The sequence below is a fragment of the Myxococcus eversor genome (assembly GCF_010894455.1).
Lineage (GTDB): Bacteria > Myxococcota > Myxococcia > Myxococcales > Myxococcaceae > Myxococcus > Myxococcus eversor.
The window spans coordinates 154001-169431 of the sequence record NZ_JAAIXY010000012.1 but is presented as its reverse complement, the minus strand read 5'-3'; the positions used below and the strand labels follow the sequence as shown (position 1 = coordinate 169431).

Sequence of the window (15431 nt, the reverse complement as noted above, 5' to 3'; positions counted from 1 at the left end):
CCTGTCCTCGCCTCACTTCAGCCCGTGTTGCTCAGCAACAGCAGCGCGAGGCCCGTGAGTGCGAGGGAATACAGCGCGCTGTCGAAGAGGTGTCTCAGGAGGCTCATCCAGCAGGACTTTCGCGAGAGGGACTCCCTACCCACTGCAAGGGGGGCACCACGCGGCCTCCCGTCAGATGATGCACAGGCGCGCCTCACGGCCGCGTGCGAGTGGGACGCGGCACGTGAGCGGGGGCGTTCCACCAGGACGCACAACCCCCGAGGTGGGGCCCTCACGCGAGATGAGGTCATTGCCCTGACTGCAGAAACTGGATGGCGCGAAGCAGCTCCGGGTCCCTCCCCGTGGCGAAGTCAGAGGCCTCCGGCGCCACTTCGATATCCGGGACGATGCCGACGCCATGGAATCGTCCGCGATCTTGAAAGAGCACCTCCATGCCGGTGAAGGTCAGATAGAGCATTCCGGGCACCCTCACTCGGGTGACGTTTCCATTGACGGCGGCGCTGCGCCGGCCGATGACCGTCACGCGGTCCGCTCCCGTCAACATCATGGAGAGGTGCTCCGCCGCCGAGGCCGTCTCCGGCCCCACCAGCAGCACCATGGGCCCCGAGAAAGAAGGCTCGAGCACCGGCTGCTCTTCATAGACGAGCTCCTCCCAGTCGAGGTGGTCGGGCCCCGACCATCGGGGGATGCGGAGGTACGGCGTGAGGTACGGATGTGGAATCAGGTGCTGCACCACGTCGTATGGGTTGACGCTGGGATACCCGCGCATGTCCAGGACGAGACCGCTGGCATGTCTGGCCTGATGAAGTGCCTCCACGTAGTCTCGGATGTCATACAACACCTCCTCCCCCAGGTTGATGTAGTGCAGCGACGGAGCTCCCAGGTCCACGAGGCTTCCCGCGGCACGGCGCGAGCGGGAGCCCAGGACCTCCGCGAGCGCCTCGTACGGCTGGGGTTGGACCTCCACCGAGCGGAGGTGCCCATCCACTCCTCGAAGGCCAAATACCGTGGGACCCTTCAAGTCCTGGAGCCGCCAGAAGGCGAAGTTGAGCTGACTCTCCGGAGTGGAGCCGGAGGTCCGCGGAAGCTCGTCCGCGAGCCAGTCCGTCATGGACCGCCCTCCCACGCTCACCAGCACGTCGCCCTTTTGAACCTCCGGGAGCGCCGAGCGATTGACCACGGGCTTGCCGTCCACCTGGTCCAGCATCACGGGGAAATACCCCGCGGGTGCCACGCCGACGAGTTGCACGAAGGCGTGACCGTCCCGAAGCACCTCGCTGAAGCGTTGCATCAGCCTCGACAACTCCATGCGTTGAGTCACGGGCCGCGCGTCCACCTGGGCCAGGGTCTCCATCAATCGCTCGTCGATGCCGTCTCCCACGACGGGGAAGTACGGGAAGAACCACCGGGTGGCTCCATGGGCGATGACGAGGGCCGCGCGTGCCACGCCGTTGGAGGCCACGCTGGGTGGCACCGGCTCCAGCGACGGCGTGCGGACCGTCAGTCCGGGCCGCGTCCCTGGCGTGTCCCGGCGCACGGGAGGCGGGACGCGCGTCGACACGAGCTGCTGGAGGACATGCTCCATGCCCGTGAGGCCCGATGTCCCCACGGGCCTCGGCAATGAGAGGGCCAGGTCAGCGGGAATGACGTCGGGCAGAATTCCCTCCGCATCCTCCAGCAACGCCGTGCGAACCACCACGCCCCGCGCGCCCACGGGCATCCACCGGCTCTCCGCCACCGCCGTGGTGAGCGGCGCTCCCACGAGCCATGCTCGCCGCGCCATCCGCAGCTCCACCGCGAAGCGTGCCGCGGCGGGCGCCAGTCGCGGCCCGGTGAGCAACACCACCGGCAGGTCCCTGTCTCCCAGTGGGCCATGGGGCGCCAGACTCCGCGGCTCGACGCTGTTCGTGTAGAGGCGGGAGGGGCGCGCCTCATCGGACAGCCCTTGATGGACACGCACGCGGTGCGACCCGCGCTCGACGGGAGCGCGGCTGGCCACCCCCAGGGCCCGCGCCAGGGCCTCTTCCAGGCCAGGAGCCGCGGGCAGCCCACGCAGGTCGATGACCACCGCCTGGGTACCCCTTGGAAGCGAGAGCCCACCGGTGCCCGGGCGGACATGGGCCAGGGGTCCGAAGGACAGCACATGCGCCCGGCCCAACCCATTCGCGGAGGCGTCCAGCGCGCATGCGGGTTCCTGCGCGGACGCATAGGTGACGATGGCTTCATCCCAATCCACCCGGGGACCTTCCAGCGCGACCACCAGCGCCTGGTCCGCTTCCGAGTAGCTGGGGCCCGTTCCAAAGAAGCGGACCTGGGCATGCGCCTCGGAGAAGGCCACGGGCGCAGGCTTCGTCCCGGCGGGGCCCGCGAGCACGTGCTCGCACCAGTCCTTGGCGGAAGGCGGTGACTGAGCCACGGCGCCGCTCGAAACGAGCGCCATGGCCAGCCCGGCCTTGCGGAGGAAAAAATCCAATCGAGGCATCGCGTGAGCTCTCCGGTCAGGGCCAGAAGGAGTTCCGGCGGGCCGCTCAACGTACGCGATTTTCTTGAATATCGGCTTTACGCCCTCGAGTCCTGTCGGGATGTCCTGAGCAAGACATTCGCGGCGCCGTGCCGGCCCTCGCGAGAACCAGTAACCCCGTTGACAGGTTACGAGACTTCGAGCATATGCTTCGCAAGTAACCATTCAGACAGGTTACTTGATTCCATCCGACGCGGAGGCGCACCCATGCAACTGGAAGGCAGGAAGGTGATTGTCGTTGGGGCAGGCTCGGGCATTGGCCGGGGTGTGGCCATCGCCGCGTCGGAGGCGGGCGCCCACGTGGTGCTGGCGGGGCGCAAGCAGGAGACGCTGGAGGCCACCTCGAAGCTGATGAAGGGCCACCGCGAGGTGCGCGTGCTGGACGCCTCGGTGGAAACGGAGGTGGCGGCCTTCTGTGAAGCAGTGGGCCCCTTCGACCACCTGGTGAGCACCGTGAGCCAGGGCGCCGTCGGGCCCCTCTCCGGGCTGGGCGCCGCGGCGATAGAGCGGGCCTTCGCCGCCAAGCTCTGGGCGCCCCTCTTCCTGGTGAAGCATGCCGCGCCGCGCATCTCCCCGGAGGGCTCCTTCACCTTCTTCTCCGGCTTCCGCGCCTGGAAGCCCGCCGTCGGCACCTCCATCACCAGCCTCGTCAACGGCGGGCTGGAGGCCTTCACCAAGGCCATGGCAGTGGAGCTGGCGCCGGTGCGGCTCAACGCCATCTCTCCGGGCGTGGTGGACTCCGGCTCCTTCTGGGACCGACTCGGCGCCGAGGCTCGCGAGCGACTCTTCGCGGACTACGCCAGCAAGGCCCCCGCCCGCCGCGTGGGGAGCACGGAGGACCTGGCCGCCGCCACCCTCTTCGCGATGACGAACCCCTTCCTCACCGGCACCGTCCTCTGCGTGGACGGCGGTGGGGTGCTGATGTGAGCGGGCGCCCTCCGATGAATCGACTCCCTCCGCGCGCGCTCGCGGCCGTGTCCCTGCTGCTCCTGGCCGTGCTCCTCCCCTCGCATGAGGCGAGCGCACGGGAGAAGTCACTCCAGCAACAACTCGTGGGGACGTGGTCGCTCGTCCTGGTGGACAACGTGCTCCCGGATGGAAGCCGGGTGCGGCTCTATGGTGCCGAGCCCCAGGGCCTGCTCATGTTCGATGGTCAGGGACACTACTCCCTCCAGATCCTCCGCGGGGGTCGCGCCCGGTTCACGTCCAGCGACAAGAACCTGGGAACGCCGGAGGAGAACCAGGCCACCGTGCGAGGAACCAACTCGCACTTCGGCCGGTACGCGGTGAGCGAGGCGGAGCGCACCCTCACCTTCCGCATCGACCATGCCTCGTTCCCGAACTGGGAGAGCACGGAGCAGCGGCGCGCCTTCGCGCTGACGGGCGACGAACTGACGTACAGCGTCCCCGCGCCGACGACGGGTGGGACGGGGGCCGTCGGCGAGGTGAAGTGGAGGCGCGTGAAATAGCGGCGACGGACGCGCCGACCCCGAGGCCAGCCCCCCCTGTCTCGACGTCGAGGTCAGCCGACCCGGAGGCGTGGCTGCTCGACGGTGAGCGCGGTGTTCGACTCGGTGGTGCCCCGCGCCCTGCTCGCGTTGGGGCGCCGGGCCACGACAGGGGCGCTCCCGCCGAGCCAGTCCCACTTCTCTCCGTCCCACAACTGCTCGCGCCAGCCGAGCTGCGTCGCCGCCTCGCGCGCCTTGTCGCCGTGCGCGATGAGCGACCAGCCCGCGCGGGACTGCTTGCACTCACCACTCTTGAACTTGAGGAGGCGGCGCGGCCCCTCGGCTTCCTCGCGGTCCGCGTCCCAGAGCGCCTGCTGCTTGCCGCCAGGCCCTTCGTAGTCCACGCCGTTCCACTCACACCAGGCGATGACGTCCTTGAGCCGAACCAACTTCGCGCTCCGCGACAGCGAGAGTTCCGTCACGGCCGCCACGAGGAGGCCCGGAGAGATGACACGCATGCAAGAAGCCCCGTTGCAGGTCAGCGAGTCCGGCCAACCTACTGCGGGGGTGTAGGCGAAAGGTCCATGACGACTCCATGCCTTTGTCATGGTTCTGTCATGCCGCACTGCCAGCTTGACTTATGGCGTCGTAAGCATCGCAAGGCGTCATCGCTCGCGACGCACAGCGCCAGGGCGAGCTCACCCCGGCGCTCTCGCCTCCCGGGTCGTCCTTCCAGGGCCCGCGCCTGGCGTCGAAGGCCCGCTGGCGGCTCGGACGAGCGGGGAATCGGGTGAACCGCGTGGCAACAGTGATGCGATGGCAAGAAACACCCGGACCGACGGACTTCTGGCGCGCCTGACAGCGAGACATCGGAACAGCCAAGGAACGACACGCCCGCGGGGTGGCTGAACGGCGCCCCTGACGTGAGAAGTCCAGGAAGGCGGGCTGTGACCTCGGACGTCACTCAGCCACCGGGTGCGTGACGCGGATGGCTACGGGCCTTCGCGTAGGCCTGAAGCTTTGCACATCCTCTCCTGCGCCATCTGGACTGGCACCTCCGCTGCATTCCCGAGGCACCTCCCCCGTAGTCACTCCTTGGAGTCGTGCTTGCGAAACCGTCTTTTGAGTGTGTTTGCCGTTGTTGCCACCGTGCTCTTCACGTCCGGGCCCGCCGCCTGGGCCGGAGCGCCTGAGTCCCAGCCGAGCGGAGATGAGCGCAAGGCGCTGATCGAGGCCGCGAACGCGGCCAAGGTGCCCATCAACGTCGAGGAGATTGTCTCGGCGACGTCCAAGAACGTCACCATCGTAGGCACCAGCATCGCGGGCTTCGAGCAGGTTCCCGCCACCGAGTTCCCCAACGGCACGGACGTGGCCTTCGCCTACGTGGACTTCCCGGCCGCTGGCATCCCCGCCGGCTACTACCGGCTGAAGACCCACGCCGCGAGCGACGATGTCACCGTCGGGACGTACCCGGGCACCACCGAGTTCATCTCGCTGGACGGAAAGGTCGTCGCCCGGCTGCCGTCGACCATCGACACCCACTCGCTGGAGGTCCCCAAGCCGCTGCCGTTCCCCCGGACGGTGGTCGAGACCTCCATCGACGAGGTGCAGGCGTGGAAGATCACCATCACCGTGACGGTCCGCGTTCGTTGCCCGAACGGGTCCACCATCACCGTCCGGGTGACCGTCACCATCGGCAACTGAAGTCCGTCTGAAGAGGTCAGCGGCGGGAGGCAGGCTCACACGTCCTCCCGCCGTGAAGCAGCAGCCCTCACTGGGCAGGTGCTGCGCCGAGGCGCGACGCACCCGGGCATCGCACGCGCGTGTTTCAGCGAGGCAAGTCCGACGCATGTGTCGCCAGCTTGCAAAGCGAACTGTCTCGCCCGCATGACTGACTTCACTGCGGGGTTGATGGGAATCACCCTCGAAGGCCATGTGGCGTTGAGTTCGTGATACATCCATGCCCTGACATAGCGGGTCCTGCACAGCATCCCTACAGTGCGAAGCGGGGGCGAAGTGGCCCTCTACGGTGTGATTCATCGGCACCGGACACTGGAGGATCATCATGCGAAACTTCGTGGCCCGCGTCCTTGTGTTGTGGAGCCTCGTGGTCATTTGCCTTCTGCCCACGCGATCTCATGCACAGCTTCTTGATCTTGAACTCTCACTCACGAATCTGACAGTCTTGAGCGCCCTGGGATTTCCTCAACTCAGCACTGTCGCTGAAATACATTGGAGTGGCCTCAATGCGCTCCCCAGCTTGCAACTGGAGACAACGTTTCCCACGGGCTGGGCTCCCGCGACCAGCACCCCAGGTTGCTCCGTGTCGGGAAACGCCGTGACCTGTGAAATGGGACCGATTGCAACGGGAGGAAGTGCAACCACCAGCATCACCACCAATATGCCCTTGCTCACGGTGGGCGTGAACCATCCCATCACGACGCGCTTGCTGAGCGGCAATAATCCTGCGAACACCGTGACGGTGACTCGCTACTGTACAGCCATCACCTCACTGATTATCATCTGCGATTGAGCCGCTGATTTGATTGCCGTGTGTTGCTCGTGGGCAGCGCACGGGCACTCAGCCACCACGCGGGAGCAGCTCGCGGAGGGCCGCGCCCACGAGCCCCGTCGCGCTTCGTGCCGCCGCCTCCAGTGTCTCCCGGATGCGACCGAGCGTGGCGGGCTCCACGCCCTCCAGCGCGCTGAGCGCGGCACCCACCTTCTCCGATTGCTCGGGCGCCGCCAGCTGAGCGGCCAGGAGCGAAGCGGCCTCCTGGGGCGGTGCCCCGACGCGCAGCAAGGCCACGGCGGCACAGGCGGCCACCGCGGGGCTCTCATCCTTGAGGCGCTGGCGCAGCGTGGCCACGGTGGACAGCGAGGACAGGCGCCCCAGCCCCAACAGGGACACCGCCTCCAGGCGAACAGGAGGCAGGGGGTCCTCGGCCGTCTTCAACAGAACGGGCTCCAGGGACGCCAGCTCCGGCGCGGGCTTTCCCTCGTGGCGCCCCTCTTCCAGCAGACTCCGGAGCGACATCAGCGCCAGGTACTGCCGCGTACCTTCCGCACGTCCCACCTGGTCGAACAACGCGGGCAGGGCCAGCTCCGGCGCGGCGGACGCCAATGAGCCCAGGGACTCCAGCGCCGCTCCCACCACGGGCTCCGCGTCGTCCAGCATCGTGAGCAGCCGGGGAAGCAGCGACACCGCCGCCTTGCCCACACGGCCCACGGCCCCGGCTGCGACTCGACGGACCGAGGCCTTCTCGTGGCCCAGGGCCTCCTCCAGCATGCCCAGCGGCAGCGGGTGCGCACGGTAGAGGTTCGAGACGAGCAGCGCCGCCTCGTCCACTTCGGGAGCCTCGGAGCTCATCCCCGCCACCGCCGTCAGCACCGCATCCAGCGCGGGCCGGGCGAGCCGCTCCTGCGGCGGCCACCAGGACGTCTGGAGCAGGCGGAGGATGGGGCCATGCCCGGCCGAATCCGCGCGCGCCAGCTCCTTCACCAGCAGCTCCGCCGCGTGCTCCCGGACCGCCACATCGTCCGCGCAGAGCGCGTCCCCCAGCACCTCGAGCGCGTGCGCCATGTCCTTCGGGGCAGCGGAGGAAAGACGGGACACCCACTCATCCAGGGCACGGACTCGGTTCACCAAGGCTCCTCGGGGAGAATCCTCGGAGTAGCAGACCCCAGCGCAACATTCCCAAAGTTTCGCGCCATGCCCTCCGAGTGGAGCAACGCGGATCCCCATCTGTCGCCGGACGGGCGAACCGTGTACTTCATCTCCAATCGTCCACTCCCCGATGAGTCCGGCGCCCGCGCGTCGTATGACATCTGGGCCGCCTCGCTGGGCGCGGACGGAGAATGGGGAGACGCGCGACGCCTCCCCTCTCCCGTCAATGACGCAAACCTCGACGAGTGGTCACCCGCGGTCGCCGCCAACGGCAACCTCTACTTCGGCGGCGAGCGCTCGGGCACCCTCGGCGGCAGTGACCTCTGGGTCTCCCGCTGGGTCGACGGCGCATACCAACCGCCGGAGAACCTGGGCGCGGCCATCAACACGACGGCCCATGAGCTGGAGCCCTGGATTGCCCCGGACGAGAGCTGCCTCCTCTTCAGCGCCCTGCGCCGCCCGGAAGGGCTGGGTGGCTACGACCTCTTCCTCAGTCGCAGGGTGAATGGCACCTGGGAGCCCGCTCGACGCCTCTGCGAAGGAGTGAACTCGCGTGCCAGCGACTACAACCACAGCGTGTCCCCCGACGGGAAGTGGCTCTACTTCAGCAGCACCCGCCCCTTCACTGGCGACGTCGGCGAGCGGTTCGACACGCCACGCGACCAGACGCTGGCCCTGGAGGGCTGGACGGTGAACGTCGACACCCGCCTGACGAGTGGAAACAGGGCCGCGACGGACAAGGCCATCACCCTGCTGACAGCGCAATTGAAAGACATCGTCCGGCTGGTGCCCGATCCTCGCCAGGTCGGCGCTCGTCTCAGGACAGCTCTGGAAGGCGACTCCCGTGGCCCCCTGTCCGTAGGGCCAGCCCTCCTCACCGCGCGAGGGGCGCGAGCGCGGCCCGGATGAGCACCAGGGCCCGCTCGCGAATCCGCGCCGACAGGAAGTCCTCCGCCGTGGCATCGAGCGAGCGACAGGCGAGCGGAAACGCCTGCTCCAGATCCACGCGCACGTCGAGGACCACTTCGTCGAGCAGGGTTTCGACCGGGTCTCGTCCGACCTTGGACATCGCGCTGGCGATTCGCGCGGGGTTGACCAGTCGCGCGGACCAGTCCGCGAGCGCCTCCACCGAGAGGGCCTGGTGGGGACTCCACGCCTCGCTCTCGTCGAAGCGGCCCTCGTTGAACTCGTCGATCTTCCGTTTGACGGAGGCACGCGAACTGGGAGGGGCGCGCAGCTCGCTCTTGATGACCAGCCCCTCCGCCACGTTGTCGGAGATGGGAGGCAACCCCAACAGGCCGGGGACCCGCGTCGGATACCTCGTGGGGACGCTGTCCATGTCTCCGCGAGTGCCTCGCCGAATCACGGGAGGCGTCATCAGCCCTGCCTCCCTTGCCACGGCCTCCAGCTCCGGGTGGGCCAGCAAGCTGCCCTCGTCTTCGTCATCACGCACGAGCAGGACGTCGAACGGAGACCAGCGCAGGTCCGGCGCATACCAGATACCCGTCTGCACCGCGGACAGGCCCGGCACGGGCGGCACCTCGGGATGCGGATAGTGCCCGCCGAAGAGCTCCCCATAGAAGTACACCGTGTGGGTTGTCGTCCCCAGCGCCTTGGCCATTCGCTCGGCCGCGTAGCCCAGTTGCGCTCGCACGAGCTGCCAGCCGAAGAAGGACTCCTCCTCGGTCAGCCACGCCTTGCGCTTGCCGAACCACGCCTGTCCCGCGCGCACGGCGATGACGAGCTGCGCGCCATGGACCTTCTCCAGTGCGATCCACGGGCCACCGGGACTCGGTACTGACTTCGGCTCGCCCGCCGCGGGCATCTTCGCGTACGTCCGAAATGGAGGAGGCTGTCCCATGCCCGGCAGAATGCCTGAAGTGGCCGTGCCGCGCTGCCCCGGGCCCCGCGACGTCACGCGGACGCGGCCAGGGAGGTGGGTGACTTCGCCTCGCCTCTTCGCACCGCTCCGGGTGACACGCCCATGAAGCGCTTGAACGCGCGACTGAAGGCCGCCTCGGATTGGTAGCCCATGCGCGCCGCCAGCTCGCCCAGCCCGGGACGCTCCTCCTTCAACGCGGTATGCGCGACGTACATCCTCCACCGCGCGAGGTAGTGCATCGGCGGCTCGCCCACCTGCCGGGTGAAGCGCGCGGAGAACGCGGAGCGGGACATCGCGACCCGCGCGGCGAGCGAGGCCACCGTCCACGGCTTCGTCGGCTCGCGGTGGATGAGTGCGAGCGCGCGCCCCAGCTCGGCGTCTTGAAGCGCTCCCAGCCAGCCCGTGTGCGCGCTGGAGTCCTGCGCCATCCACTCCCGGAGCGCCTGCACCACCAACACATCCGCCAGTCGGGTGATGACCGTTTCGCCTCCAGGCCGCAGCTCCTTCGCCTCGGCGGCCATGAAGCGCAGCGTGCTCTGGAGCCAGTCCATGCGCGGTGAGCCGGAGGGCTCCACGCGGATGAGGCTCGGCAACAGGGAGACCAGGTGCTGGGCCGCCGGATGGTCCAGCCGCACCGCGCCACAGATGAGCGTCGTGGGAGCCCCTCCGCCACCGTGACGGAGGACGGAGTAGCGCTCGCTCACGAGCTCCTCGGGAAGCTCCTCGAGCTTGCGCGTGGGGCCACCGCGCTCGCTCGACAAGCGATGCCCCTCACCATGCGGCACCAGCGCGAACGTGCCCGGTTGGAGCAACTGGTCCTCCGCGCCGTCGACCTCCAGCCAGCACTGCCCCGACGTCACCACATGGAACATCAGGCTGCCCTTCATCACCGGAAGCGCCAGCCCCCACGGCGCCGTCAGCTCCGAGCGGCAATAGAACGTGCCGCTCATCCGCAGGAAGTGCAGTGCCTCGCCGAGCGAGTCCACCGGAGGCATCAGGTCCGTCATGCCCCCAGTATCCGCGCCACCCTCCCCTTCGTCCAGCCACTCCTGGACGAACGAGCATGAACCAGCGACTCCTCATCATTGAGAGTCTCGCTCCAACTCTCGATATTGGATTTCAGGCAAGCCAATGCCGCCGGGGCCCAGGCCCCATGGAGAACACATGTTGACGGTGATGGGAGCGACGGGGAACACGGGCAAGAAGGTGGTGGAGCTGCTGCTGTCGGCCGGGCAGGAGGTCCGGGCGCTGGGCCGCTCCGAGGACAGACTCGCGGAGCTCCGCGCACGCGGCGCGGAGGTGTTCGTGGGAGACCCGAGCGACGCCGCGTTCCTGGCGAAGGCGTTTCGCGGCGCCGACGCCGTCTACACCCTGCTGCCCGCGGACCGCGAGTCGCCGGACTACCACGCGGACCAGCGGAGCAAGGGCGAGGCCATCATCCAGGCCCTCCAGGACAGCGGCGTGCGCCACGTCGTCGCGCTCAGCAGCCTGGGCGCGGAGCAACCGTCGGGCACGGGGCTGCTCGCCACGCTGCACGCCCAGGAGGAGCGGCTGAAGACGCTGAAGGACACGAATGTGCTGCTGCTGCGCCCGGTGTCCTTCTTCGAGAACTTCTTCGACGCGCTCCACGTCATCGCGCATCAAGGCGTCAACGCGGACGCCGTGGACGCGGACCTCGCGATTCCCATGATTGCGTCTCGCGACATCGCGGACGTCGCGGCGAAGGCGCTGCTGCGCCGGGACTGGAAGGGCCTCGCCATCCGCGAGCTGCTGGGCCCCAGGGACCTCAGCTATCGCGAGGCCACGCGCCTGCTCGGAGCCCGCCTGGGCAAGCCCGGACTCGAGTACGTCCAGCTCGCCCCGACGGAGATGACCCAGGCGATGATGCGGGCCGGAATGTCCGAGACCTTCGCCGGGCTCTATGTCGAGATGACGCGCGCCTTCAACGAAGGACGGGTCCTCCCTCGAGAGGGACGGACCGGGGCCAACACGACGCCGACGCGGTTCGAGGATTTCGTGGACGAACTCGCGCTCGCCGCCACGGAGCGGTGACTGGAAATGGGACGGACAATGGAGACGGTGCTGGGAGTCCTGACGTGGGGGGCCGTGCTGGGCTGCGGACTGATGGCGGGCGTGTTCTTCGCCTTCTCGACGTTCGTGATGAGCGGCCTGACGAAGCTGCCCGCCGCGCGAGGCATCGCCGCGATGCAGGCGATCAACGTCTCGGCGGTATCGGGCCTGTTCATCGCGGCGTTCATCGGCACCGCGCTGGCCTGCGCGGGGCTGGTGGTGCTGTCCGTCGGCACCTGGAGAGAGCCCGTCTCTTTCGCGCGAGTCCTGGGAGGGGCGGCCTTCCTCCTCGGGGGCTTCGCGGTGACGGCGGCGTTCAACGTGCCGCGCAATGACGCGCTGGCCACGCTGAACCCGGACAGCGCCGACGCCGCGGTCGCCTGGGCTCGCTACGCGTCAGGCTGGACGGCGTGGAATCACGTGCGGACGGTGGCGTGCCTCGCGGCGACGGTGCTCCTCACGCGCGCGCTCCGCTGAAGCCTCAGTCGACCTTCGCCACGCGGTTGCGGTCGCCGAGGAAGTCCTCGACACCCTGGGCAATCGCCTTCGCCACGTCCGTCTGGTAGGCGCTCGTGGCCAGGCGCTTCTCTTCATCCAGGTTCGACAGGAACGCGGTCTCCACGAGGATGGCCGGCATCTTCACGCCGAGCAGCACGTAGAACAGCGCCTCCTTGTGGCCCAGGCCCTTGATGTCCGAGTACTTGTTCGCCAGGGACGTCACCAGGCTGCGCTGCACCTGGTTGGCGAGCCGCGAGGACTCCTCGGTGTTCGCCTTCGTCGCCAGGTCCGCCAGGATGAACTGCAGGTCACTGATGCCCTTCTCGGACGACGCGTTCTCCCGCGCGGCCAGCCGGATGGAGTAGCGGTCCGCCGAGGTGTTGAGCGTGTACGTCTCGATGCCGCGCAGCTTCCGGCTCGCCGCGGCGTTGCAGTGGACGGAGATGAACAAGTCACCGCGCTCGGTGTTGGCGAACTTCGCGCGGTCCTCCAGGCGGATGAACCGGTCATCCTCACGCGTCAGGACGACCTCCAGCCCGCGCTCGCGCAGCTCGTCCGCCAGCTTGAGGGAGATGGAGAGCGCCACATCCTTCTCGCGCGTCCCCTCCTTGCCGATGGCGCCCGCGTCGTGCCCGCCATGTCCCGGGTCGATGACCACGCGCCGCACCTTGAGCCCCAGCTGCTCCGCCAGCGTCAGCTCCGCGCGGCGCGACTGCTTCGCCACCGCCTTGAGCCGCGCCTGCGCCACCTCGTCATCCACCGGACGCGTGATCGGCTTGGGCGGCTCCGACACCGTGGACATGGCGACTTCGACGCTCTTCGGCGCCTCCACGACCTTGGGCTTCTCGGTGACGACCTGCTGTGCGACGTGGACGGGCTCGGGCTCCGGGCGACGCTCCGGCGGGCGCGGCGTGGAGACCTTCGACGAGGCGACCTCGACCTTCGACATGGACGGGGCCTTCGCGTCGCGCTCCTTCGCGGCCAGCGCGGCGGCGAGCGCTTCGTCCAGCCCACTGCCCTCACCGGACGACTCACCGCTCACGGGCGCGCTGGGGTCCAGCCGGGGAATGATGGGAGACGGCTCACGAGCCAGCTTCTCGATGGCCCCCACCAGCGCGGAGGCAGGGCGCTCCGACGACGGCTCGACCTTGGCCACCACCGTGGTCTTCTCCTCCTGCATGGGCGCCTTGACGGGCGTGGTGGGCTTGGCGCGCGACGGAGCCGGCGCGGCGGGTGCCCCCTTGGGCGTCGGGAGCGTGGCCAGCAGCGCCTTCATCTCCTTCGCCTGGTCACCCTTGCTGTTGGAGGCGAGCATGTCCGTCAGGACGCGGCGAGCGTCCTCCGGCCGGTCCATCCGGTGGACGTGGATGCGAGCCAGGGCCAGCGCGGCGTCGTCCGCCAGCTTGTGCTTCGGGTAGTCGCGGCTCAGCTTGTCGTAGTCCGCGATGGCCGACTTCAGGTCCTCCTCGACGAAGGAGATGCGGCTCAGCTCCTGGAGCAGCTCTCCCGCGGTGAAGAGGGCGTCGGGCGCGCGCTCGGACTTGGGGTGGCTCTTGGCCACCGCCTCGAACTTGTGCACCACGTTGAGCCAGTGGTGGCGCAGCTTGCGTCGGGACGCGTCGTCCTTCAGCGCGTAGTAGGCGCGCCGGGCCCCCTGGTACGCCGCCTCGGCCTCATCCCGCTTCGCGGCCCCGACCGTGCCCGGGACGAGCAACAGCAGCATGGGCAGCACAAGCAACAGGCGTGGGCACATGAAGAACCTCCGGCGAACTGGGAGCTACAGGCGTGTGTCACACGGCCCCACGTCACCGGCAAATTTTCAGCCCCCGGCGCACCCGCTCAACGCAGCCAGCCCAGCACTCCCGCCAGGTCCTGGTCGATGACCCGGGCCCAGCCAGGCTCCCTGGGCACCACCGCCGCGAGCACCTTCGTCCCGTTGCGCACCGGCGCCCGGCCCGGACGCACCCGCGCGCGAACCTCCATCTTCACGTCCTGCCGGAAGTAGTGCGCGGGGAACACCACTTCCCCCCGAGCCTCCGGCAGCGGCGCATCCGGCGTCAGCCACACCAACGCACCCAGTCGCAGGGGCTCCACCTCCGAGCGCACCAGCCGCCGGGCCTCGCGGGTGAACATGGCCACCGCCCCGAGCGCGCCCAGCGCCAGTCCGAAGGGCAGCCACCCCATGCGTGACGCACGCGCCCGCGCGAAGGTCGCCTCACGGGGACGGCCCGGCGCGGCCGGGTCCACCAGCAGCTTCACCACCGCGCCGTGCCCCAGCCCCTCCGCGTACTCCGCGAAGGTGCGGACGTTCGACACGGAGTGCTCCACGTTCTCGAAGGTGTAGAGGACCTCGAGCGAGCCCTCGGCGCCGTCGCGCTGTTCCGTCGGCGGAAGCCGCGTGGCCACCAGCACCCCGTCCACTTCCTCGGCCCGCGCGTTGAAGCCGTGCTCCTCCACGAAGAAGCGACCCGCCCAGGTGGCCCCGGCGCCGAGCAATGCCATGAAGGCCAGCCCGAGCACGGCGTCTCTGGCGAGGCGCCCCATCGCGCCGGGGACCTGCGTCAGTCGAACCTTTCGAGGTGCATGCGGAATGGCGAGCTGCATCGGCCCGACAGCCTACACGCGATTGACGCGTCCGCCAGCCGGGCCACACGTCGGCCGCTACTCTCCACGGGCGCGCTTCTGGGCCTCCCCCAGCTTGTAGAAGATGCTGCTGTCACGGGCCTTGAAATCCTGGCCCGCCCTCGAGTTTCGCTTGAGCTGACGCAGCTCGTCCTCCTTGGCGGGCACCGTGGCGGGGGGATTCTTGTACTCCCCACACAGGCTGCCGAACACGCGCCGGAAGTTGCCGTCGGCGAGGAGGGTGATGCGCAGGCCCAGCGAGGCGCTTCCCTTCGACGGCCAGGTCACCTTGAAGACGTCCTTTTCGGGCGTCTGGATGGTGACCTCCGAGCCGTTCACCATCGCCTCGATTCCCACGTCCTCGCAGTCCAGCTTCGAGCCGTACTGGACCCCCTTGGCGTCGACGGAGATGAGGCAGTCCGACTTCAAATGCCAGAAGCCCACGGCTTCGAGCCGAGGCTCCTTCTCGCCCTCCGGCTGGGAGACGAACACCTGCACCTGGCTGCGCGAGCGCGAGAAGTAGTAGAGGCCCGGATCCTTCAGGTCGAAAGAGCCGCCGCCCAGCATGGTGAGGCGCAGCGCGGGTGTGAGCTCACACGTCGCCTCGGGTGTGGCGGGAGTGAGCTCCTTGCGTTGCGCGAGCGCGGCCGACGAGACACCCACGCAGAGCAACGCCAGCAGACCAGAGACACGATTCACGAAAGACTCCACGGCGGAAAAGCG

Annotated in this window: 15 protein-coding genes; 7 read left to right on the top strand and 8 right to left on the bottom strand. The window is 68.7% G+C overall.

What is annotated here, in order from left to right; translation table 11 throughout:
* Positions 1-286: 286 nt before the first annotated feature.
* Positions 287-2482 carry a S41 family peptidase gene (locus tag G4D83_RS24370; RefSeq protein ID WP_240356540.1) on the bottom strand — a complete coding sequence of 732 codons (2196 nt, stop codon included), beginning with the start codon at positions 2480-2482 and terminating at the stop codon, positions 287-289.
* Positions 2483-2728: 246 nt separating this feature from the next.
* Between G4D83_RS24370 and G4D83_RS24365 the strand changes: the two genes are divergently transcribed.
* Both G4D83_RS24365 and G4D83_RS24360 read left to right on the top strand, forming a co-directional pair.
* Positions 2729-3448: an SDR family oxidoreductase gene (locus tag G4D83_RS24365; RefSeq protein ID WP_163867210.1), complete on the top strand. Its 720-nt coding sequence runs from the start codon at positions 2729-2731 to the stop codon at positions 3446-3448.
* Positions 3449-3462: 14 nt separating this feature from the next.
* The gene (locus G4D83_RS24360) at positions 3463-3990 is read left to right on the top strand and encodes a lipocalin-like domain-containing protein (RefSeq protein ID WP_163867209.1); all 528 of its coding nucleotides are present in this window, start codon (positions 3463-3465) and stop codon (positions 3988-3990) included.
* A 53-nt stretch (positions 3991-4043) separates the two neighbouring features.
* Here G4D83_RS24360 and G4D83_RS24355 read toward each other — a convergent pair whose 3' ends face one another.
* Entirely contained in the window at positions 4044-4487 is a 444-nt protein-coding gene (locus tag G4D83_RS24355; protein ID WP_240356538.1) for a hypothetical protein, read from the bottom strand.
* Between the two features lie 589 nt (positions 4488-5076).
* Here G4D83_RS24355 and G4D83_RS24350 point away from each other — a divergent pair.
* The gene (locus G4D83_RS24350; RefSeq protein ID WP_163867208.1) at positions 5077-5673 is read left to right on the top strand and encodes a hypothetical protein; all 597 of its coding nucleotides are present in this window, start codon (positions 5077-5079) and stop codon (positions 5671-5673) included.
* A 361-nt stretch (positions 5674-6034) separates the two neighbouring features.
* Complete coding sequence (locus G4D83_RS24345) at positions 6035-6502, top strand: hypothetical protein (protein WP_163867207.1); 468 nt, start codon at positions 6035-6037, stop codon at positions 6500-6502.
* 48 nt (positions 6503-6550) lie between these two features.
* Here the strand turns inward: G4D83_RS24345 and G4D83_RS24340 are convergent, their stop codons facing one another.
* On the bottom strand, positions 6551-7585 hold the full coding sequence (locus G4D83_RS24340) for a HEAT repeat domain-containing protein (RefSeq protein ID WP_163867206.1): 1035 nt from the start codon (positions 7583-7585) through the stop codon (positions 6551-6553).
* Between the two features lie 96 nt (positions 7586-7681).
* Between G4D83_RS24340 and G4D83_RS24335 the strand changes: the two genes are divergently transcribed.
* Complete coding sequence (locus G4D83_RS24335; protein ID WP_240356536.1) at positions 7682-8545, top strand: TolB-like translocation protein; 864 nt, start codon at positions 7682-7684, stop codon at positions 8543-8545.
* Here G4D83_RS24335 and G4D83_RS24330 read toward each other — a convergent pair.
* Both G4D83_RS24330 and G4D83_RS24325 read right to left on the bottom strand, forming a co-directional pair.
* Positions 8511-9497 carry an RNA ligase family protein gene (locus G4D83_RS24330; protein WP_163867205.1) on the bottom strand — a complete coding sequence of 329 codons (987 nt, stop codon included), beginning with the start codon at positions 9495-9497 and terminating at the stop codon, positions 8511-8513. The genes G4D83_RS24335 and G4D83_RS24330 overlap by 35 nt on opposite strands.
* A 53-nt stretch (positions 9498-9550) precedes the next feature.
* Entirely contained in the window at positions 9551-10525 is a 975-nt protein-coding gene (locus tag G4D83_RS24325) for an AraC family transcriptional regulator (RefSeq protein WP_163867204.1), read from the bottom strand.
* 157 nt (positions 10526-10682) lie between these two features.
* Here G4D83_RS24325 and G4D83_RS24320 point away from each other — a divergent pair, with 157 nt between their 5' ends.
* Complete coding sequence (locus G4D83_RS24320; protein ID WP_163867203.1) at positions 10683-11570, top strand: NAD(P)H-binding protein; 888 nt, start codon at positions 10683-10685, stop codon at positions 11568-11570.
* A gap of 18 nt (positions 11571-11588) precedes the next feature.
* Complete coding sequence (locus G4D83_RS24315; protein ID WP_163867202.1) at positions 11589-12065, top strand: anthrone oxygenase family protein; 477 nt, start codon at positions 11589-11591, stop codon at positions 12063-12065.
* Positions 12066-12069: 4 nt separating this feature from the next.
* On the opposite strand, the gene G4D83_RS24310 is transcribed toward G4D83_RS24315, so the two are convergent.
* From G4D83_RS24310 to G4D83_RS24300, 3 genes are all read right to left on the bottom strand, one after another.
* Complete coding sequence (locus G4D83_RS24310) at positions 12070-13839, bottom strand: N-acetylmuramoyl-L-alanine amidase (protein ID WP_163867201.1); 1770 nt, start codon at positions 13837-13839, stop codon at positions 12070-12072.
* Positions 13840-13925: 86 nt separating this feature from the next.
* On the bottom strand, positions 13926-14690 hold the full coding sequence (locus G4D83_RS24305) for a DUF3592 domain-containing protein (RefSeq protein WP_163867200.1): 765 nt from the start codon (positions 14688-14690) through the stop codon (positions 13926-13928).
* Positions 14691-14747: 57 nt separating this feature from the next.
* Positions 14748-15407, bottom strand: a complete 660-nt coding sequence (locus tag G4D83_RS24300; RefSeq protein ID WP_163867199.1) for a hypothetical protein — start codon at positions 15405-15407, stop codon at positions 14748-14750.
* Positions 15408-15431 lie beyond the last annotated feature (24 nt).

Bases quoted from the DNA above. Each gene is read 5' to 3' on its own strand.
- G4D83_RS24370 (WP_240356540.1), bottom strand. From the start codon at position 2,482: ATGCCTCGATTGGATTTTTTCCTCCGCAAGGCCGGGCTGGCCATGGCG.
- G4D83_RS24365 (WP_163867210.1), top strand. From the start codon at position 2,729: ATGCAACTGGAAGGCAGGAAGGTGATTGTCGTTGGGGCAGGCTCGGGC.
- G4D83_RS24360 (WP_163867209.1), top strand. From the start codon at position 3,463: ATGAATCGACTCCCTCCGCGCGCGCTCGCGGCCGTGTCCCTGCTGCTC.
- G4D83_RS24355 (WP_240356538.1), bottom strand. From the start codon at position 4,487: ATGCGTGTCATCTCTCCGGGCCTCCTCGTGGCGGCCGTGACGGAACTC.
- G4D83_RS24345 (WP_163867207.1), top strand. From the start codon at position 6,035: ATGCGAAACTTCGTGGCCCGCGTCCTTGTGTTGTGGAGCCTCGTGGTC.
- G4D83_RS24335 (WP_240356536.1), top strand. From the start codon at position 7,682: ATGCCCTCCGAGTGGAGCAACGCGGATCCCCATCTGTCGCCGGACGGG.
- G4D83_RS24330 (WP_163867205.1), bottom strand. From the start codon at position 9,497: ATGGGACAGCCTCCTCCATTTCGGACGTACGCGAAGATGCCCGCGGCG.
- G4D83_RS24325 (WP_163867204.1), bottom strand. From the start codon at position 10,525: ATGACGGACCTGATGCCTCCGGTGGACTCGCTCGGCGAGGCACTGCAC.
- G4D83_RS24320 (WP_163867203.1), top strand. From the start codon at position 10,683: ATGTTGACGGTGATGGGAGCGACGGGGAACACGGGCAAGAAGGTGGTG.
- G4D83_RS24315 (WP_163867202.1), top strand. From the start codon at position 11,589: ATGGAGACGGTGCTGGGAGTCCTGACGTGGGGGGCCGTGCTGGGCTGC.
- G4D83_RS24310 (WP_163867201.1), bottom strand. From the start codon at position 13,839: ATGTGCCCACGCCTGTTGCTTGTGCTGCCCATGCTGCTGTTGCTCGTC.
- G4D83_RS24305 (WP_163867200.1), bottom strand. From the start codon at position 14,690: ATGCAGCTCGCCATTCCGCATGCACCTCGAAAGGTTCGACTGACGCAG.